We start from the raw sequence: 19,426 nt of genomic DNA on the forward strand, positions 1-19,426 counted from the left end.
GGACGGGGCAACGGCTGATGTCTACCTGTACACCTAACTCCGCCGAATGCTTCGGCGTGCGCCCGCTTCCACATCGTGAGCCGTAACCGGGCCGCAAGCACAGCAAAGCGCAGCCTCGCGGCTGCGCTTGAGTTGAATTGCATTATCGTGAATCGGGTGAACATCTTCCGATCCGCAAGTTTAATCATACAGCCGATCGATCGGGGCCGGCTTCGCTGCGGGAGAACCGATGGCGATCCAGGAGAGGACGCCGAAGAAATGCGACGTATCCTTGAGCCGGGTGACATGGATAATGGCGTCGGCGTCCCCCCTGCTTTTTAATGAAGCATGGAAGAACGGCTGATTGGTCATAGCAACCAGGACATATCCCGAATGGCCGAACGGCTCATCGAAGGTTACCGACACATCCACTTCGTCGGAACCGGCTGCGAACATAAAGGCCGACATACCGAACTGCTGAAGGGTAGTGCGGTCTCCGGCGCCCCGTACCGGATTAAAGGACAAGTGCTGGGGAGTTACCGCTCCCCGCATGAGATGCTCCTGGCCGACCGAAGCGGTCGCCAGATGGCAGCTCTGCACGATCTCTTCATCCAGATGGCGGGACTGGATCGCGGAGGGCGCGATCTTCGTGCCGTCTACCGCTTCTTCCCGCAGCTCCGATGAGCCAACCGAGCCGTCCGCCAGCCGGTCGCCGCCGATGCTCTTCGGCACCAGCTTGCTGCCGGAAATCGATTCATCCGGCAGCAGCTCCGGCGACCGGACCTCGGCGGACAGATGCTCCAGCCGGATGCCTCCTGCCGCCAGATGACGGCTGTCGACAGCGCCATCTGCCAGATGACTTCCCAAGACCGAATCCGGAGCCAGATGCTCGCTGCCGACCGCCCCCTCTGCCAAATGATAATTCTGGACGCTGCCTTCTTCCAGATGGCGGGACTGGATGGCGCGGGTAGCGATTTTCGTGCCGTCTACCGCTTCTTCCTGGAGCTGATCTCCGCCTACCGAATCCGGGGCCAGATGCGAATGCTCCACGCTGCCCTCTTCCAGATGGCGGGACTGGATCGCGAAGGACGCGATTTTCGTGCCGTCTACCGCTTCTTCCTGAAGCTGTGTTCCGCCTACCGAATCCGCCGCCAGATGCGCATGCTCTACGCTGCCTTCTTCCAGATGGCGGGACTGGATCGCATGGACGGTGATCTTCGTACCGTCCACTGCTTCCACCTGAAGCTGGTCACTGCCTACCGAATTCGCAGCCAGATGCGCATGCTCTACGCTGCCTTCTTCCAGATGGCGGGACTGGATCGCGAAGGACGCGATTTTCGTGCCATCTACCGCTTCTTCCTGAAGCTGTTCGCTCCCTACCGAATCTGCCGCCAAATGCACTTGCTGCACAGTGCTTTCTTCCAGATGGCGGGACTGGATCGCGAAGGACGCGATTTTCGTGCCGTCTACCGCTTCCTCCTGAAGCTGTGTTCCGCCTACCGAGCTGTCAGCCAACTGCTCCCAACCAATGCTCTTGGGAGCGAGCTTGCTGCCCGGAATGGAGTAATCGGGAAGGAGATCGGACGAACGGACCTCGGCGGACAGATGCTGAAGCTTCACGCCGCCTGCCGTGAGGTGTCGGCTCTCCACCGAGCTGTCAGTCAAATGTTCCGCGTACACGGAGCCTGCGGCCAATTGTTCGCTGCCTACTGAGCTTTGAGCCAGATGCGCATGCTCCACGCTGCCTTCTTCCAGGTGACGGGACTGGATCGCTTGGGCGGTAATCTTCGTACCGTCCACCGCATTCTCTTGCAGCTGGTCGCTGCCTACTGAGCCGTGAGCCAGGTGTGCATTCTGCACACTGCCTTCGTCCAGATGGTGGGACTGGATCGCTTGGGCGGTGATCTTCGCACCGTCCACCGCATTCTCTTGCAGTTGGTCGCTGCCTACTGAGCCGTGAGCCAGATGCGCATGCTCCACGCTGCCTTCTTCCAGGTGGCGAGACTGGATCGCAAAGGAAGCAATCTTCGTGCCGTCTACTGCTTCCTCCTGAAGCTGGTCGCTGCCTACTGAGCCGTGAGCCAGGTGCGCATGCTCTACACTGCCTTCTTCCAGATGGTGGGACTGGATGGCACTGGAAGCGATTTTCGTACCGTCCACCGCTTCCTCCTGAAGCTGTTCGCTGCCTACTGAGCCGTGAGCCAGGTGCGCATGCTGCACACTGCCCTCATCCAGGTGGCGAGACTGGATCGCAAAGGAGGCAATCTTCGTGCCATCCACCGCATCTTCCTGGAGCTGTTCAGTGCCCACAGAGTCCGCTGCCAGATGCGCATGCTGCACACTGCCTTCGTCCAGATGGTGGGACTGGATCGCTTGGGTGGTAATCTTCGTACCGTCCACCGCATTCTCTTGCAGTTGGTCGCTGCCTACTGAGCTTTGAGCCAGATGCGCATGCTCTACGCTGCCCTCATCCAGGTGGCGGGACTGGATCGCTTGGGTGGTGATCTTCGTACCGTCCACCGCATTCTCTTGCAGTTGGTCGCTGCCTACTGAGCTTTGAGCCAGATGCGCATGCAGCACACTGCCTTCTTCCAGGTGGCGAGACTGGATTGCAAAGGAGGCAATCTTCGTGCCATCCACCGCATCTTCCTGGAGCTGTTCAGTGCCCACAGAGTCCGCTGCCAGATGCGCATGCTGCACACTGCCTTCGTCCAGATGGTGGGACTGGATCGCTTGGGTGGTAATCTTCGTACCGTCCACCGCATTCTCTTGCAGTTGGTCGCTGCCTACTGAGCTTTGAGCCAGGTGCGCATGCTCTACACTGCCTTCTCCCAGATGGTGGGACTGGATGGCACTGGAAGCGATCTTCGTGCCGTCCACCGCTTCCTCCTGAAGCTGTTCGCTGCCCACCGAATCCGCTGACAGATGCGCATGTTCCACGCTGCCTTCTTCCAGGTGGCGGGACTGGATGGAACTGGAAGCGATCTTCGTGCCGTCCACCGCTTCCTCCTGGATCTGCTCGCATCCTACCGAACCCGCCGACAAATGCACTTGCTGCACGATGCCTTCTTCCAGGTGGCGGGACTCGATTGCGAAGGAGGCGATCTTCATGCCGTCTACCGCATTTTCTTGAAGCTGTTCGCCCCCTACCGACCCTGCTGACAGGTGCACAGTCTCCACGCTGCCCTCATCCAGATGGCGGGATTGGATGGCGAAGGACGCAATTTTTGCTCCATCCACCGACTCTTCCTGCAGCTGTTCACTGCCCACCGATTCCGCGGCCAGATGCGCATGCTGCACACTTCCTTCTTCCAGATGGCGGGATTGGATGGCGAAGGACGCAATTTTTGCTCCATCCACCGATTCTTCCTGCAGCTGTTCACTGCCCACCGAGTCCGCGGCCAGATGCGCATGCTGCACACTGCCTTCTTCCAGATGGCGGGACTGAATCGCGAAGGATGCGATTTTTGCTCCATCCACCGCCTCCTCCTGAAGCTGCTCGCTGCCCACCGAATCCGCAGTCAGATGCGCATGCTGCACACTGCCTTCTTCCAGATGGCGGGACTGGATGGCACGGGAAGTTATCTTCGTGCCGTCTACCGCCCCCTCTTGAAGCTGTGCACCGCCGACCGACTTCGGTGCCAAATGCGGGTATTCTACGCTGCCCGCTGCCAGATGGCGGGATTGGACGGCATATGGGGAGATTTTCGTGCCGTCCACCGCTTCTTTCCGCAGCTGGTCGCCCCCCACCGAATTCGATGCCAGCTGCGCATTTCCTACGCTGTCCGCGACCAGATGGCGGGATTCGATCGCGTTGGGGGAAATCTTCGTCCCGTCCACCGCTTCCTCCTGAAGCTGAACGCCCCCCACCGAGTCAGGCGCCAAATGTGCATTTCTAACGCTATCCGCCGCCAGATGGCGGGATTGGACCGCATGGGCAGCGATCTTCGCTCCGCCAACCGCTTCTTCCTGAAGCTGGGCGCCGCCCACTGAATTCGGCGCCAAATGCGTGTTCACCACGCTGCCGGCTGCCAGATGACGGGACTGAATCGCATTGACGGCGATCTTCGTGCCGTCTGCCGCTCCTTGCTGAAGCTGCTGCCGACCGACTGCGCCTTCCGCCAGCCGGTCACCCTCGATGCTTCCGGGAGCCAGCTTGCTGCCAGGGAGCGAGTCATCCGGCAGCAGCTCGGAAGAACGGACTTCCTCCGCCAGATGCTCCAGCCGGATACCCTCAGCCGCAAGCTGGCGGCTGCCGACCGATCCGTCGGCCAAGTGTTCGGCCGAAACGGCGCCCTCCGCCAGATGCGGCGAGCCGACTGCGGAAGGACGGATATGCTCACCGCCGACAGCGCAAGCGCTGAGATGACCGCCCTGCACAGCCTCGGGAGCAAGTGCCTCAGCTCCGACAGCCCCTTCGCTCAGATGCTCTGGCAGGATGGAGCCGACCGCCAGCTTGCCGGATTCAATGCTGCCGGATTGCAGATGAACAGCAGCGACGGAGCCCGGCTGGAGATGGGCGCTGCCCACAGCCAGTGGACGAATATGCTCGCTTCCAATAGCGCCCGGACCGAAATGTTCGGGCCGCAGCGCCCCCGCGGCTATGGCGTTGCCTCCGACCGCGCCCGCCGCCAGATGTCCGCCCTGCACCGAGCCTGCCGCCAGCTTGCCGGAATCCACGCTGCCATCGGCCAGCTTGGTGGTAGTAACGGCGAAGTCTCCCAGTTTGTCGCTCGTCACGCTTTCAGGAGACAGCTTCAGTGAGGTGACGACATGGTCGGCCAAATGATGGGGCTGAATCGCTCCGGGAGCCACATGAACGTCCTTGACTGCTCCCGCCGCCAGCTTCTCCTCCGTAACGGAACCGGGCTGCAGCGCAAGCGGGGCGACGCTGTTCTTCCGCAGATGCCTTGTATCAACCGCACCGTCGGCCAGACGTGCGGCATCGACCGCCGATTCCCTGATTGTCCGCGCGCTTACGCTGGAGTCGGCCAGATGCTTCTCCTCCACAGCGCAGAACGCGATATGCTCACCTCTCACCGCTCCCGGAGCAATAGCGGAGCTGTCAACTGCCTTCTCGCCCAGCTTGGCGGCCGTAACGCTGCCGTCGGCCAACTTGCCGGCCGTAATGCTCCTCGGCCGCAAATGGGCGGTCTCCAGCGTTTCGGCAGCGATTTCCGCGCCGGTAATCGTGCCGGAAGCCAGGTGGCGGGACTGCACTGATCCTTCCTTCAACTGCTCCGATCCTACCGATCCATGACGAAGCTGTTCCTCGCCTACTGCATCCGCCTGAAGATGGATGGCCCCTACCGACTGCGGCGACAGGTGCGAAGCCCGCACAGCCGATTTGGCGAGATGGCGGGTGGCGACGGCTTCATCCGCCAATTTGTGGCCAAGCACGCTTTGATCGGCGATTTTGGACGAGGTTACCGACTGCTCAACCAGTTGAGCTGTTCCGACAGCGCCTTCGGCCAGCTTGGCGTAGGTGATGCTGTGATCGGCAAGATGACGGCCGATAACCGTACCGCCGGCGATATGAGAGCCGCTCACCGCATCCTGCGCCAAATGGCGGCCCTCCACCGCCTCGTCGGCAAGCTCGCGTGAGCCGACCGCTCCTGCCTCCAAATGCCGGCTGCTCACGCTTCCGAACTGAAGGTGACTGGCTTCGATCAGCCGTCCGGCCAGCTGTTCCGGCCCAATGGCTCCGATTGCCAGATGCTTCGCCTCAACGACGCCTGATCCCAGATGGGTGCTGTTCACGGCGCCTTCCGCCAGCTTCTCGCCCGTAACGGAGCCATTCTCCAGGATGTCGCCGCCGACCGCCGCATCGGACAGCTTGGAGCGGTCGATCAGGCCGTTCTCCAGATGGCGGGCCGATATGGCGCCGCTGCCGATTTTGTCGCCGGTGACCGCTCCGTCTTCCAGCAGTTCGGATGTAATTACGCAATCGGCAAGATGGCGGCCTTCGATCGACCGGTCCGCGAGATGGGCAGCTCCGATTATCCGGTCCGCCAGCTTCTCAGGTCCGATGCTGCCTTCCTTCAGCTTCTCGCCTCCGATCGAGTGATCCAGCAGTTTGGAGCCGGATACGCTGCCGTCGGCCAAATGTTCGCCCGTTACCGAGCCTGCGGAAAGTTTGGCCGAAGTAATCGCCTTGTCCGCGAGATGAATGCCTTGTACGGCATAATCCTGGAGCCAGAGCGAGCCGATGCTGCCGTGCTTCAGCTTCGAACCGTCGATGCTCCGGGGAGCGATCTTCGGTGCGGTTACCGCACCATCCGACAGGTCGTCGGTATAGACTCTCCGTTTGATCCGTTCCGTTGGACTGAAGTAAGAGCTATCCGCCTGCAGATCGTGCATGACAGCCTCGGCAGGTTCTCTATCCGGCATAGCGTCTGCCGGTATTCCGGGGAGGACGCCGTCCGGAGCATTTCTGTCCGCCGGGTCGGCCTCCGTCTCCGCCGCTGCCGCAGCATGAAGCAGGAGTTCTTCTATCCCCTCTTCCTCTTCCAGAACCGGCTTGGCTTCCACCGCCGATTCGGCGGCGGTTAATGCGCTTTTGAGCATCGGCTTCGGTTCCAGAATACTAAGTTCCGTAATGTCCGGGTTATCCACAAAATAATGAATTTTTCTCGCCTTGACCGGCGGTTTTTTCCTGGATCTGCTCACAAGCAGTCCCTCCCTCCGCTGTGTTATCGCCTATGCATCATATGCGGACGCCCGTGCAGGTGACACCGGACATTCCCGGAAGATGGGAACCGATATAGACTTATTCAGTGCAGACGCATCCAACATCCAAATATTCCGGCAGCAACCCCTAACGCTCTCAGGGTCCGCATGCTTTGATGAATGCTTGTTATCGCCAAAAATAAAATCCTTGAGTCTTCAGGATCACAGGCCGACGGCATTAATGAACGAAATAATGAACGAACACAATTATTCGCAAAACAGGCAGCCGCCCCCCTCATTCGTCCATGCCTGCGGGCGGATTCGGCATATGCTGGGAAGTATAACGGTGACAGACCTCCGGGAGGGTTAGACGTATGGAGCATAGACTCGTCGGTATTCTGCTGAATGCGGCTGCACACGATGGAATTCCCCGGGGCCGAACCGGCTGGGAGTCCCTGGATCTCTATGAGAAAGGCGCAGCGGCTTATGGGCTGAAGGCATGCTTTTTGAAGCTGTCCGAGCTGGACCCCGCTTCCGGGCGCTGCCTTGCTTATATCCGTACTGCCCGCAGGTTCGTCAAGACCGCCGTCCCGATCCCCGGGGTCATTCATAATCGGGCCATTTACCCGCCGGGAAGCACGGCGACCGAAAGATTGTCCGCACGGGGCGTACGGGTCTTTAACCTTCACACACGCTATCCCAAGGACGAAATCCACCGCCTGCTGATAAACGACCCCGGTCTGGTTCCCCATCTCCCCGATACGGAATCCGGAATCGAAGGACTGCGGAGCATGCTGGAGCGGCATTCGGATTTGATTCTCAAGCCGCGGAGGGGAAGCGTCGGCAGAGGAATCATGCGGCTGAGAAGGGATGACGGCGGCTGGATCTGGGAATTCCTTTCGAAAGGCCGCGTGGAATATGTGCGGCTTCCCTCACTGGAAGTGCCGCAAGCCCTGCTGCTTCGTATCCATGAAGGCTCCTATCTCGTTCAGGAGCGGCTGCCTCTGGCCGAAGCGGAGAAACGACCGTTCGATCTGCGCGTAACCGTCCAGCGCGGCTTTGGCGGAGAATGGGCGGTTACGGGCCTCTTCGCCAAGCTGGCTCCGCCCGGCAGCTTCGTCTCCAACATCGCCCGGGGCGGGGAAGCGGAGGAAGCGGTGTCCGTGCTGGAGCGGGTCTTCTCGCCCCGCGAAGCCGCCCATTACCGCATGGGAGCCGCCAATCTGGCGCTGAGGGTGGTGCGCACCCTGGAGCGGAGCCTGCCGGGTCTTGCCGATGTCGGCCTCGATATCGGGATTACCCGGGACGGCAGACTGTACTTCATCGAATGCAACGGGCGCGACCAGCGGTACGGCTTCTACAAGGCCGGATTAAGCGGCGCCTGGAAGGACAGTTACCGTCGGCCAATGGCGTATGCGCGTTATTTGCTGGATCAGGGAAGCAAGGAATAACGTTATTGATTTGTCTCCTATTCTATGTCAATATAATGCAGAGCGGCCCGGCTTCGCTTATGAGAAGCACGGGCCGCTGCATGATGGAAGGGAGACAAGGCATGCTTAAACGACTCCTGCGCCTGATGACCGAGCTGTCCTCGCACCGGTGGCTGTCCCGCATGATGGGCGCTTTTTCCCACAGCAGATTCAGCCGCCTTCTGATCCCGGTCTTTATTCGCACTTATCAGATCCCTGCTGCCCAGGCGGAGAAGAACCCCTCTGAATATGCCTCGCTTAACGAATTCTTCAGCCGGAGGCTGAAGCCGGGCATGCGGCCTGTAACCGAAGAGCCGGATGCCGTAGCCAGTCCCGTCGACGCGCTGATCACGGCCATGGGGCCAATTGAATTGGGAACCCTGCTTAACGTTAAGGGACAGGACTACAAGCTGGAGGAGCTGCTGAATCACTCGCCGCATCAGGAACTGTACAAGAAGGGCTATTTTTTCGTGCTGTATCTTAGTCCGACAGACTATCACCGCATTCATTCCCCTGTAACCGGAAAGCTGACGGAGAGCGATTATATCCGCGGCAGATGCTACCCTGTCAATGAATTCGGCATGAGGAACATGAAGAGCGTATTGTGCCGCAACGAGCGGCTGATCAGCTATATGGCCCACAACGCCGGAGAAATCGCCGTCGCCAAGGTGGGCGCAATGAATGTCAGCAGCATCAAATATACGGACGAGAACCGGCGTTCCTTTGAGATCGGCGACGATCTCGCTTACTTCGAATTCGGATCAACTGTCGTGCTGCTGACAGAGAGCGGGATTTTCACCCCCCGTCCCGGGCTCGAAAATGGCGCCAAGGTCAAGATGGGAGAACTGCTGGGTTTCCTGCGGCGTCCCGAATAATCTTATTGTGAGGGCATACGACGAAGCCCCTTCGCTTTCCTGCGGGAGAGCGGAGGGGCTTTTTTAGCATGGGGATCGTCAGTAATCCTGTATTCCTTGGTTAGCATTTGACATCATTCGAATGTATACGCTTGAAAGTGCAATCTCGCCTCATTATGAAAAATGCCGTGCAGCCTCACGCTCCAGCAGCTCTCTGCCGAGTCCGGGGTATGCCAGCTCTTGCGAGGTCACGCACAGGCCGGCGGAGACGGCAGCGATCCTCATGCACTCCAGCGGAGAGCGCCCCTGCAGAAACCCATACAGAAATCCGGCGAAAAAGCTGTCACCCGCTCCGTTCGCATCCACCAGCTTATATTCATCGATGATCGGCATCTCGATCCATTCTTCCTCGGAGGTCAGGCAGGTCGCTCCCCGTTTGCCGTGCGTGCAGACAACTAACCGCTTGCCCGCCGCAACAAGCGAGGACATCACCGTCCGGTAGTCGCTCAGGTTATCCGAGCTCATAAAGACATAATCCGCCGCCTCGATATAATCCTTGTGGTACGGATTCTCGCCATCATAATCGTGAAGATCCGTCCAGATCGGCTTGCCCGATTGCAGGCACATTTCAATGAGAGTCTTCGTATAGGCGATAATGTTCAGCACGATCAGATCGCTGCCCTCAATCAGCTTCTCCAGGCGGGGCAGATCAAGCGGAGGCCGGGAAGAGGACTGTGTAATGAAGATCGAAATTCTGCCGCCGTTCTTGTCCATCAGATTGATATGCCTTTCAGTTCCCGCCGGATCAGGGTCCCACACAAAATCGACGTCCGCCGCGCCCAGCGTCTCGACAATGCGTCTGCCGCATTCGTCCTCGCCGATGATGGAATGGAGCGTAACGGGAACCTCAAGCCGGGTCAGCGGAAGCGCCTTTCCCGCGCCGGTCGAGCCGATCGTCTCATGAAACGGGGCATAATGAATCGTCTGGGGCTTGGGCTCCGGCAGCGCATCCAGCTTCACGATGGAATCATAAGTGGTTCCGCCCAGAATTAAAACCTTAGGCATCTTTATTCCTCCAGTCTATCTGATAATATGTTCGTTGAAATCATTATAGTTCATTATTCGTCTAATTCAATATGTATTTTATATTTATCTAATGTAATGATTGTTTGACTGATGCTCTCCTTTTGTCTTACTATAGGTTAGAGGAATATCAAATCTATACATATGCCTGATCAAAACAGGAGTTACGGGAGGGTTATGAAAGTGGAGTCAACCTTGCAGCTTACCGTTAACCGGCCGATGGAGTTTCTGTACGCGCTGTTCGCCGCGGGTACGGGCAAGCATTTTACAGATATGATCCGTTCCTATGATCTGGAGCCAGGCGATGACATCAAGAACGCGCTCCGGAATATGGATGCGGCGCTTTCCCGCTATCTAAGGCAGGAGCTGGAATATTTCTACGATTTGAGCGGAGTCGGCTATATTCTGTACAAGACGATCGCGGCGCGTCCGGAGCTGGAAGACATCCCCGAACTGTTGGAAACCTTCCGCGCGAAGTCCGCACGGGAATTTCTCTTTGAAATCCTGCAGAGCGTCTGCAAAAATACACTTCCGCCCAAGGAAGATCCAGCTTACCGGGAGCTGCCGGAGAACCGAGAAGGGCAGCTGGCTCTGCTGAAGCGGACGCCCTTTCAGGATGCGGAACGGAAGCGGCGGGTAACGGAAGCGGCGGAGAACCCGGAGGAGATCAAGATGCGGTTCGAACTCCTGCTCTCCCGGTTCTATGCAGCGGCATACGCACCTCTGGAAGACGGCATCATCCGGCTGATCGAGCACGGGCGGGAGAATTATGAGCGTTCCCTTAGCGAGAATCCCGCCGTTTTCAAGCAAAAATATATCTCACTGGAGAATGTGAAAAATACCGATAATATAGAGAACGTGGAAACGGCGGGAGACGTACAGAAACAGACAGAACGCTGTTATGTGCACCTCAGCTTCTTCAAATACGCCGGCTGTCACGCCTATTCCTCATATGGCAGCGGGGAGGACGACTGGTTCGTGCTTGGCTTGTATTCCGACCGGCTGTTCCAGGAATCCCGGCTGCTGGAGAAGCAGGCCGCCTTCTTCAAGGTGCTGGCCGATCCGAAGCGGATCGCCATTCTCCGGCTGCTGAAGGAGCGTCCCTGGTTCGGACAGGAGCTTGCGGAGAAGCTGGATATTTCGCCGCCGACCGTCTCCTACCATATGGGCTTTCTTCAGCAGATTGGCGCAGTCAGCTTCGTCCGGACTGACAACCGGTTCTACTACTCGCTGAACACTTCCCGTCTGATTGCGCCGGTTCGGCAGTTCATTGACGGGTTTGAGGAAGAGTAAGGCGGGGGCGGTCGCCATGCAAGGCGCGGATTCTTTTTCACGAAAAAGAGCCTCTTCCATCGTTCCAGCAGCCGCCGTTTACTCGCTGATCTTGCCCTGGTTGGCGACTTCGGCGGCCTTCGCCTGAATCTTCTCCTGTTCGCCGAGATAGAAGCGCCGGATCGGATTCACTTCCTCATCAAGCTCATACACGAGGGGAACGCCGGTAGGAATATTCAGCGACAGCAGCGCCGTTTCATCGATATCCTCCATGTATTTGATCAGCGCGCGCAGCGTGTTGCCGTGCGCGGAGATCAGCACCCGTTCCTTCTTCATCACGAGCGGGACGATCCGCTGATTCCAGAACTCCCCGACCCGGTGCACCGTATCCTCCAGGCTTTCGCCGCGGGGGATGTCGCCCGGACGGACGTCCTTGTAGCGGATGTCGTTTCTGGCGTATCTCGGATCATCCGGCTCCAGCAGCGGCGGACGGACCGACAGGCTGCGGCGCCAGAGCTGCAGCTGTTCCTCGCCGAACTTCTCGGCGGTCTCACTCTTGCTCAGTCCTTGAAGCGCCCCGTAATGGCGCTCATTCAGCTTCCAGGATTTCTGCACCGGAATCCAGAGGAGGTCCAGCTCCTCCAGAATGTAATTCAGCGTCTTGATCGACCGCTTCAGCACCGAAGCGAACGCAAGGTCGAAGGTATACCCCGCTTGCTTAAGCGTTCTCCCCGCTTCCTCCGCCTCGTGGACCCCCTTCTCCGTCAGATCCGGGTCGCTCCAGCCGGTGAACAGATTCTGCTTGTTGTACTCACTCTCTCCGTGACGGACCAATACGATTTCGTACATATCTCCCACTCCTCTCCATTATTCTTCTTTACCTGTTGCACTCTCCTCTTTCTACTTAAAGCAATCCATAGGAGTCATAAACAGGCGAGGCCCATTTCGAGCCGCATTCCTTCCGCCCATTCTCTCTTCCCCTCATAATCGATCCCCCTACCCTAGCAAAAAAGAAAACCCGGCGGCCGCCTACTGTCCGGCAATTCAGCTCCTCCGTAATCTGCGCTCAGGTTCCGCAGTAGGTGCGGTAGGCACAGGAGGAAGGAGCCGGAGGCTCGGCATAGCGGTCCTGTTCGGACGTGTATGCATACGGATTCGCCAGCGCCTGAAGCAATCCTTCCATCACGCTGAGATCATCCCGTTGCACCGCGGCTTCCAGCGCTTCCTCCACGTTGTGGTTACGGGGGATGACGGCGGGATTGCTGCGGCGCATCAAATCCCGGGAAGCCTCTTTGCTCTCCTGCTGCCCGCTCAGCCGTTCCTCCCAGCGGGCCCGCCACTTGGCGAAATCATCGAAATCGAACAGAGTTGTCCCTTCCACTTGGTTCAGGGTCAAGGTGCGGAACGTGTTGGTATAGTCCGCCCGATGTGTATGCATCAGCTCAAGCAGATCCTCCGCAAGGGCTTCATCTCCTTCTCCCTCTCCAAACAATCCGAGCTTGCTCCGCATCCCGGCCAGCCAATTCCGGTTGTACCGCTCCATGTACTCCGCGATCGCCTCCTCCGCCATGGAGATAGCGGCATCCTCATTCTCGTGCAGCAGCGGGAGCAGTGCCTCCGCAAGTCTTGCCAGATTCCAGGCGGCGATCTCCGGCTGATTGCCATAGGCATAGCGTCCGTGCTGATCAATAGAACTGAACACAGTCCGGGGATCATAGGCATCCATAAAAGCACAGGGGCCGTAATCGATCGTCTCCCCGCTGATCGTCATATTATCGGTGTTCATCACGCCGTGGATGAAACCGGCAAGCTGCCATTTGGCGATCAGCGAAGCCTGCCGCCCGCATACTTCGCGAAGCAGTGTGAGATAGCGGTTCCCCTGCGTATCCGCCGCCGGATAGTGGCGCTCAAGCGCATAATCCGCCAAGGCGCGAAGAGCCTCTACGCCGCCCTTCCAGGCGGCGTATTGAAAGGTCCCGACCCGCAGGTGGCTGGCCGCCGTCCGGGTCAGGACCGCGCCCGGCAGCGCGGTCTCGCGGAAGACCGGCTCCCCGGTCGCCGCAACCGCCAGGCTGCGAGTGGTCGGGATGCCGAGGCCGTGCATCGCCTCGCTGATAATGTACTCGCGCAGCATCGGACCGAGCGCAGCCCGCCCGTCACCGCCGCGGGAATAAGGCGTGCGTCCGGAGCCTTTAAGCTGGATATCGATCCGCTCTCCGCCCGGAGTGAGCTGTTCACCGAGCAGCACAGCCCGGCCGTCGCCCAGCATGGTGAAGTGCCCGAATTGATGTCCCGCATACGCCTGGGCGATCGGACGTGCCCCCTCGGGAAGACGGTTCCCCGCAAAAATCTCCGCTCCTTCGCCGCCGCTCAAGGCTTCTGCATTCAGTCCCAGCGCTGTTGCCAGGGGAGCGTTCAGCACGATCAGCTTCGGCGCGGCGACAGGATCAGGACCTGTCTTGGAATACAAAGCATCAGGCAGACGCGCATAGCTGTTGTCCAAATTCCATCCCTTTTCGGTTCCCGGTTGATTTCCTGTCATCGGTGTCTCCTTTGAAATTAATCATTTCCATTCCGTCTAAAGATTGTCGTTAGTAGCGTTTATCTTCCTTCCGGTTTCTATACCCGGCCGTTGAAGGAACCGGACAGGCAGAAGGGCGCTTACGGGGACGGAAGGGTGTCCGGAAATGTTAAAAACCGGAGAAACAAGCAGCTTCTCCGGCAGGTCAAAAGGTTATTCTGGTTCAGTGTCATTGAAGAGTACCCGTTCAAACCGGCAGACTCCACCGATAACCGGAGGCCTCCGCCGCACGCCACTGCATCCGGTCTGCGGCAAATTCGCCGCTCCGCAAAGTCACTGAGCTAAAGGCGGAAATCAGCGGATTTCGGACGGGCTTTTTCCCGTATGCTGCTTGAACTGGCGGCTGAAGAAGAAAATATCACGGTATCCCAGCGCGTCGGCGACCTCCGTCACGTTCATGCCGGCGTATAGCAGCAGATGCTGGGCGCGCTCGATGCGGGCTCTTATAATGTAGGACTGGACCGAGGAGCCGATCAGCTCCTTGAATTTGATCGAGAAATACCTCGGCGACAAGCCCGCCCGTGCAGCCAGTTCCTCCACCCTGTGCGGTGTGCCCGGATTCTGGCTGATATAGTTCGCGACCTCGTGAATCACTTCGGCAAGCTGGTTGCTGACATTTCGCTCCACCGGCATAGCCATGTCGTCCCGAAGCAGGTTGATCATCAGCTGCTGCAGAATCAGCCTGCCCTCCTCTTCGGCAGCGAAGGTCTTGACCAGGAACAGCCGCACATAGCGAGCGAGCAGATGCTCGAACTCAACCGAATCGCTCAGCACCCGGTAAGGCTCCGGAATATCGGCAACCGGCTCATTAACATCAAAATGAATGTATGTAATGACAAGCGGCTTCTGCGGATTATGCGTAGCGCTTGTGTGATCACCCGGACGGAACAGGAAGCAGCTTCCTTTCCCCACTTTATATGCCGCCCCGTTGCGAGTTACCGTGCCTTCCCCGCTCCATACATAGAATAAGTCATAGTTGGGCAGCGGTTTCTCCCTTTTCTGCCATCTCCATCCCGGCTCGCAGACGATTTTGGCCAAAGCGGGGAGGATCACAAAAGCGGACGGCAGCACATGAAGCATCGTTTCTCCTCTCCCTTCAGACATTTCTTTTTATCATACATCTTCACGTTTCATTTTGCACATCTGCCCATGCCTCGGAGAGCCGCCGTACCCCTTCTGTCAGTCTTGACCCGTCCAGATGGGAAAAAGCAAAGCACGCCGCCGGCTCTGCCCTCTCCATCTGGTATCGCGCCGCGTCCCGGAAATCCGCCCCCCGCAGGAGAACCGCCTCCTTAAACCGGGCGAAGGCTTCTTCGTCGCGCAACCAGCGGGCGTATATATGCAGCCCCGCATCGCCGGGCAGCGGCTCGAACAGGCCGGCAGGCAGATCGGCCAGCAGCTCGCGCAGCAGGCGGCCGCGCTCGCCGAAGAGGCGGGACATCCGCCGGATATGCCGGGCGTAATGTCCGAGAGCCATGAAGCGGGCCAGGGCCCGCTGCTCCAGCAGCCCGGCGGGATGCGGCTCGTACAGGGCTTTCGCCCGGATGGCCGGGCCTGTCAGGGCAGGCGGGAGCACCGCGTATCCGATGCGCAGGCCGGCGAACATCGTGTTGGAGAACGAGCCGACATACACGACTCGCTCTCCCCGGTCGAGCGCCTTCAGCGGCTCGACCGGCCGGCCGGACCAGCGGAACTCGCTGTCATAATCGTCCTCGATGATGACAGCGCGCCGGGCGGCGGCCCATTCCAACAGCCTGCGGCGGCGGTCCAGCGGCAGCACGGCGCCCGTCGGGTACTGCCGGCTTGGCGTGACGAAGAGCAGCCGGGCATCCCAGTCCTCCGGCACGAGGCCGCTTAGGTCCACCCGGCCGGGAAGCGGTATGCCGCCCGCCGCCGTCACGGCGCGGCGGATGCCGTGAAAGCCGGGGTCCTCGACCACGGCCCGGCCTCCCTCGTCCAGCAGCAGCTGCGTCAGCAGGACGAGGGCCTGCATGGACCCGCTGAAAATGATGATGTGCTCCGCATCAGTCCGGATTCCGCGGGTCAACCGCAGATGGGCGGCGATTGCCCGCCGCAGCCCCTCGTCTCCCTGCGGAGGCGCGGAGAGGCCAAGGGCGCCGCCGGCCCGCCCCGACGCATGCGACAGCGCGCTGCGCCACTCCGCATACGGGAACACCTCCATCGGCATTCCGGCGCTGCGGAAGCTGATGAAGGGGGCCGGCGCCGGCTCATCCCCCGCCGGGGGGCTGTCCGGCAACCGCCGGGCCCAGGCGGACAGCGGCAACTCCGGCACCGGAGCCTCAGCCCGGGCTCCGCGCAGCGGACCGGGCTCTTGCGGCGCACCGTTGTCGCTGGCAAGGGCAGCATTCTCGCCCGGTGACCGAGGCGCTGCGGAGCGTCGCCCTTTGGCCGCAGCGCCCGGGGCGTGCGCCGGGTTCTCGCCGCGCTCTTCCTCCCGCGCCGCCCATTCTCTGCCCGCCGCGCTGCCGGCCGCACCGCCCGGGGCGTGCGCCGGGTTCTCGCAGCGCTCTTCCTCCCACGCCGCCCATTCTCTGCCTGCCGCGCTGCCGGCCGCATCGCCCGGGGCGTGCGCCGGGTTCTCGCAGCGCTCTTCCTCCCGCGCCGCCCATTCTCTGCCCGCCGCGCTGGCGGCCGCAGCTCCCGGGGCATGCGCCGGGTTCTCGCCGCGCTCTTCCTCCCGCGCCGCCCAGTCTTCGCCCGCCGCGCTGCCAGCCGCAGCGCCCGGTACGCCGCGCTCCTCCCATAGCCCTTCGGCCTTGCACCCGAGTCCGCCGCCCGTATCCGCCTCCGGCTCTGCGCCGAAGCCTTCCTCCGACACAAAGGTGCCTCTTCCCGTCTCGCCCCGCACATACCCGTCCGCAGCAAGCATATCGTAGACCTGCGCCACCGATCCCCGGGACAGCCCGTACCGCTCCGCAAGCCTGCGGGTAGCGGGAAGCCGTGTACCGCCCGGAAGCCCGCCGTTCAGGATAGCGACCCGAAGCGCGTGATACAGCGCCAGATACTTGTACCGGTGCTCGGCCAAATACCGCTCCAAATCCAATACCGGATTCGCTTCCATTTTTCCCACCCCTAGTACCCGCGATTTCCAATTAAAATTGGACTAATAAAAATACTATAAATAGGACCTTTTTAAATGTCAATTTTCCGGTATGATCTTGAGTATTCCATTTCGTCCTATACGCCTATCGTAAATTCACAGTCAAAGGAGCATTACTAATGAGAAGAAAAGAATTTAAGGTCGAATCGGAGGAAGAGCTGGAGACGTTCCTGGACAGCATGAGCTTCGGCTTTCTCGGTGTGATCGACGGGGAGGGGCGGCCGCGTGTGACACCGCTGAATTTTGTATATACGGGAGGAAATCTGTACTTTCACGGCAGCCGGGCCGGGGGCAAAATGGAGGCGATCGCCAACCAGCCCCAGGTCTGCTTCACCGTGGCGGACGAGTTTGCGCTCATTCCCTCGTATTTTACCGACCCTGAAATGGCTTGTCCGGCGTCCGCTTTCTTCAAAAGCGTAACGGTCTTCGGCCGGGCCGAAATCGTGGAGGATTTGAACGAGAAAGCTCTTGCGCTCGGCTGTTTCATGAAGAAGCTGCAGCCGGAGGGCGGATACGAGCCTATTGGAGCGGATCATCCGAAATACCGGCCTCAGCTCAAGGCCGTCGCCGTCGTGCGGATTGTGCCGGATGAAATCACCGCCAAATTCAAATTCGGCCAGAATATGAAGGAGGATGACAGGAGCGCCGTCATCAGCGGTCTTGAAGCGAGAGACGGCGAACGGGACGCCGAGACGATCGAGATGATGAAGCGCTACTGCCCATATCATGCCGGGCTAGATACTGAAGAAGTCTGACGAAGAATTGAACAGAGATCACCCGGAAGGATGGGGGTCTCTTTTTTGTCTGTATTCCCTCCGTCGAAAAGCGCAAAAATTGTCTCCATTTTTTTTGGAAATCCTCCTTTTCACAAGTGACTCTTCCGTAAGGCAGATGATATAATGTTAGGCAATGTTAGAGCGTTCACTCACATCAGGCTGCTAAGATTTCAAGATAACCGGAAGGATGAAACCGATGAATCCACAGGCTGGACAATTGAATGAGAGCATCAAGGCCGGGAACAGGCATGTGTACGATATGCTGTCCTCTCTCGGCAGAGAAATCTATTTTCCCAAGGTTGGCATTCTGAGCCAATCTGCTGAAGCAACTGCAAATGCCAAAAAATACAACGCCACGATCGGCATCGCCACCGAGAACGGAGGCCCGATGCATCTGGGCGTTATTCAGGATAAACTTTCCGCTTATTCGCCGAAGGATCTGTACGGCTACGCTCCTCCTGCAGGCAAGCCCGAGCTGCGCACTGTATGGCGGGAGAAGATGCTTCGCGAGAATCCGTCGCTCGAAGGCAAAGCATACGGAAATCCGATTGCCACCAACGCACTGACCCACGGCCTTAGCATCGTCGCCGATCTGTTCGCCGGACCGGATGACGCCATCGTCTATCCCGACAAGAACTGGGAGAACTACGAGCTGACCTTCGGTGTCCGCCGGGGTGCGGAGCTAGTGAATTATCCGCTGTTCACTGAAGATATGACCTTCAACAGCGACGGGCTGCTGGAAGCGCTCCTTGCTCAGAAGGGGAAGGGCAAAGCCGTTGTGCTGCTGAACTTCCCGAACAATCCGACGGGCTATACGCCGGGTCTCAATGAAGGTAACGCGATTGTGGACGCGATCGTCCGTGCGGCTGAGGAAGGCGTCAACATCGTGGCGGTATGCGACGACGCCTATTTCGGCCTCTTCTTCGAGGATTCGCTTAAGGAATCGCTCTTTGGCAAGCTCGCGAACGTTCATCCGCGCGTGCTGGCCGTCAAGATTGACGGTGCGACCAAGGAGGAATTCGTCTGGGGCTTCCGCGTCGGCTTCATTACCTACGCTTCGGACAGCCCGGAAGTCCTGGCCGCCCTGGAGCAGAAGACGCTTGGCATCATCCGCGCGACTATTTCCAGCGGCTCACATCCGTCCCAGACCTTTGTGCTGGACGCTCTGAAGGCTCCGGAATTCGAAGCCCAGAAGGAAGAGAAGTTCCGGATTATGAAGGGACGCGCGAACAAGGTCAAGGCGCTGCTCGACAGCGGCAAATACGGTGATGAAGCCTGGACGTATTACCCGTTCAACTCCGGTTATTTCATGTGCCTGAAGCTGAAGACCGTGAATGCGGAAGAGCTTCGGCAGCATCTTATCCACCAATACGGCCTCGGCACGATTGCGTTAGGCGACACCGATCTGCGCATCGCCTTCTCCTGCATTGCCGAAGAGGACCTGGAGGATCTGTTCGACCTCGTGTACGCCGGTGTACGCGATTTGGAGAAAGCCTGATCCGCACAATTGCAAACCAAGCCGCCGCTATTGCGGCGGCTCTTTTTAACTTCAGATCAGATTGATCCGATATATAAAATGTTGTCCCGTTCCCATAACCCATTCTTCAACGAAGGAGTCGATT

Annotated in this window: 12 protein-coding genes; 6 read left to right on the plus strand and 6 right to left on the minus strand. The window is 59.2% G+C overall.

The window, feature by feature from the left end:
- Window positions 1-180: 180 nt before the first annotated feature.
- Complete coding sequence (locus KIH86_RS08270; RefSeq protein WP_223110376.1) at window positions 181-6,648, minus strand: WIAG-tail domain; 6,468 nt, start codon at window positions 6,646-6,648, stop codon at window positions 181-183.
- Between the two features lie 374 nt (window positions 6,649-7,022).
- Between KIH86_RS08270 and KIH86_RS08275 the strand changes: the two genes are divergently transcribed.
- Window positions 7,023-8,099, plus strand: coding sequence for a YheC/YheD family endospore coat-associated protein (locus tag KIH86_RS08275; protein WP_223083092.1), 1,077 nt, complete (start codon window positions 7,023-7,025; stop codon window positions 8,097-8,099).
- Window positions 8,100-8,200: 101 nt separating this feature from the next.
- Window positions 8,201-8,992 carry an archaetidylserine decarboxylase gene (gene asd, locus KIH86_RS08280; RefSeq protein ID WP_223083093.1) on the plus strand — a complete coding sequence of 264 codons (792 nt, stop codon included), beginning with the start codon at window positions 8,201-8,203 and terminating at the stop codon, window positions 8,990-8,992.
- Between the two features lie 153 nt (window positions 8,993-9,145).
- Here asd and KIH86_RS08285 read toward each other — a convergent pair whose 3' ends face one another.
- The gene (locus KIH86_RS08285; RefSeq protein ID WP_223083094.1) at window positions 9,146-10,036 is read right to left on the minus strand and encodes a carbohydrate kinase family protein; all 891 of its coding nucleotides are present in this window, start codon (window positions 10,034-10,036) and stop codon (window positions 9,146-9,148) included.
- 201 nt (window positions 10,037-10,237) lie between these two features.
- On the opposite strand from KIH86_RS08285, the gene KIH86_RS08290 reads away from it, so the two are divergent.
- On the plus strand, window positions 10,238-11,347 hold the full coding sequence (locus KIH86_RS08290; RefSeq protein ID WP_223083095.1) for an ArsR/SmtB family transcription factor: 1,110 nt from the start codon (window positions 10,238-10,240) through the stop codon (window positions 11,345-11,347).
- A 78-nt stretch (window positions 11,348-11,425) separates the two neighbouring features.
- On the opposite strand, the gene gpmA is transcribed toward KIH86_RS08290, so the two are convergent.
- Both gpmA and KIH86_RS08300 read right to left on the minus strand, forming a co-directional pair.
- Window positions 11,426-12,175, minus strand: coding sequence for a 2,3-diphosphoglycerate-dependent phosphoglycerate mutase (gene gpmA, locus KIH86_RS08295; protein ID WP_223083096.1), 750 nt, complete (start codon window positions 12,173-12,175; stop codon window positions 11,426-11,428).
- A 217-nt stretch (window positions 12,176-12,392) separates the two neighbouring features.
- Window positions 12,393-13,868, minus strand: a complete 1,476-nt coding sequence (locus KIH86_RS08300; RefSeq protein ID WP_223083097.1) for a protein adenylyltransferase SelO — start codon at window positions 13,866-13,868, stop codon at window positions 12,393-12,395.
- A gap of 90 nt (window positions 13,869-13,958) precedes the next feature.
- On the opposite strand from KIH86_RS08300, the gene KIH86_RS08305 reads away from it, so the two are divergent.
- The gene (locus KIH86_RS08305) at window positions 13,959-14,192 is read left to right on the plus strand and encodes a hypothetical protein (protein ID WP_223110378.1); all 234 of its coding nucleotides are present in this window, start codon (window positions 13,959-13,961) and stop codon (window positions 14,190-14,192) included.
- 9 nt (window positions 14,193-14,201) lie between these two features.
- On the opposite strand, the gene KIH86_RS08310 is transcribed toward KIH86_RS08305, so the two are convergent.
- Window positions 14,202-14,987: a helix-turn-helix domain-containing protein gene (locus KIH86_RS08310; RefSeq protein WP_223083098.1), complete on the minus strand. Its 786-nt coding sequence runs from the start codon at window positions 14,985-14,987 to the stop codon at window positions 14,202-14,204.
- A 43-nt stretch (window positions 14,988-15,030) separates the two neighbouring features.
- The gene (locus KIH86_RS29480; protein ID WP_235775319.1) at window positions 15,031-16,989 is read right to left on the minus strand and encodes an aminotransferase-like domain-containing protein; all 1,959 of its coding nucleotides are present in this window, start codon (window positions 16,987-16,989) and stop codon (window positions 15,031-15,033) included.
- Window positions 16,990-17,147: 158 nt separating this feature from the next.
- Here KIH86_RS29480 and KIH86_RS08325 point away from each other — a divergent pair, with 158 nt between their 5' ends.
- On the plus strand, window positions 17,148-17,783 hold the full coding sequence (locus tag KIH86_RS08325; RefSeq protein ID WP_223083099.1) for a pyridoxamine 5'-phosphate oxidase family protein: 636 nt from the start codon (window positions 17,148-17,150) through the stop codon (window positions 17,781-17,783).
- Between the two features lie 217 nt (window positions 17,784-18,000).
- Window positions 18,001-19,302, plus strand: coding sequence for an aminotransferase class I/II-fold pyridoxal phosphate-dependent enzyme (locus tag KIH86_RS08330; protein WP_223083100.1), 1,302 nt, complete (start codon window positions 18,001-18,003; stop codon window positions 19,300-19,302).
- Window positions 19,303-19,426: the final 124 nt, after the last annotated feature.

The sequence above is a fragment of the Paenibacillus sinensis genome, assembly GCF_019904155.1.
GTDB classification, from domain to species: domain Bacteria; phylum Bacillota; class Bacilli; order Paenibacillales; family Paenibacillaceae; genus Paenibacillus_AQ; species Paenibacillus_AQ sinensis.

Coding starts and splice junctions, on each gene's coding strand:
- KIH86_RS08275 (WP_223083092.1), top strand. CDS start 7,023: ATGGAGCATAGACTCGTCGGTATTCTGCTGAATGCGGCTGCACACGAT.
- asd (WP_223083093.1), top strand. CDS start 8,201: ATGCTTAAACGACTCCTGCGCCTGATGACCGAGCTGTCCTCGCACCGG.
- KIH86_RS08285 (WP_223083094.1), bottom strand. CDS start 10,036: ATGCCTAAGGTTTTAATTCTGGGCGGAACCACTTATGATTCCATCGTG.
- gpmA (WP_223083096.1), bottom strand. CDS start 12,175: ATGTACGAAATCGTATTGGTCCGTCACGGAGAGAGTGAGTACAACAAG.
- KIH86_RS08300 (WP_223083097.1), bottom strand. CDS start 13,868: ATGACAGGAAATCAACCGGGAACCGAAAAGGGATGGAATTTGGACAAC.
- KIH86_RS08310 (WP_223083098.1), bottom strand. CDS start 14,987: ATGCTTCATGTGCTGCCGTCCGCTTTTGTGATCCTCCCCGCTTTGGCC.
- KIH86_RS29480 (WP_235775319.1), bottom strand. CDS start 16,989: ATGGAAGCGAATCCGGTATTGGATTTGGAGCGGTATTTGGCCGAGCAC.
- KIH86_RS08325 (WP_223083099.1), top strand. CDS start 17,148: ATGAGAAGAAAAGAATTTAAGGTCGAATCGGAGGAAGAGCTGGAGACG.
- KIH86_RS08330 (WP_223083100.1), top strand. CDS start 18,001: ATGAATCCACAGGCTGGACAATTGAATGAGAGCATCAAGGCCGGGAAC.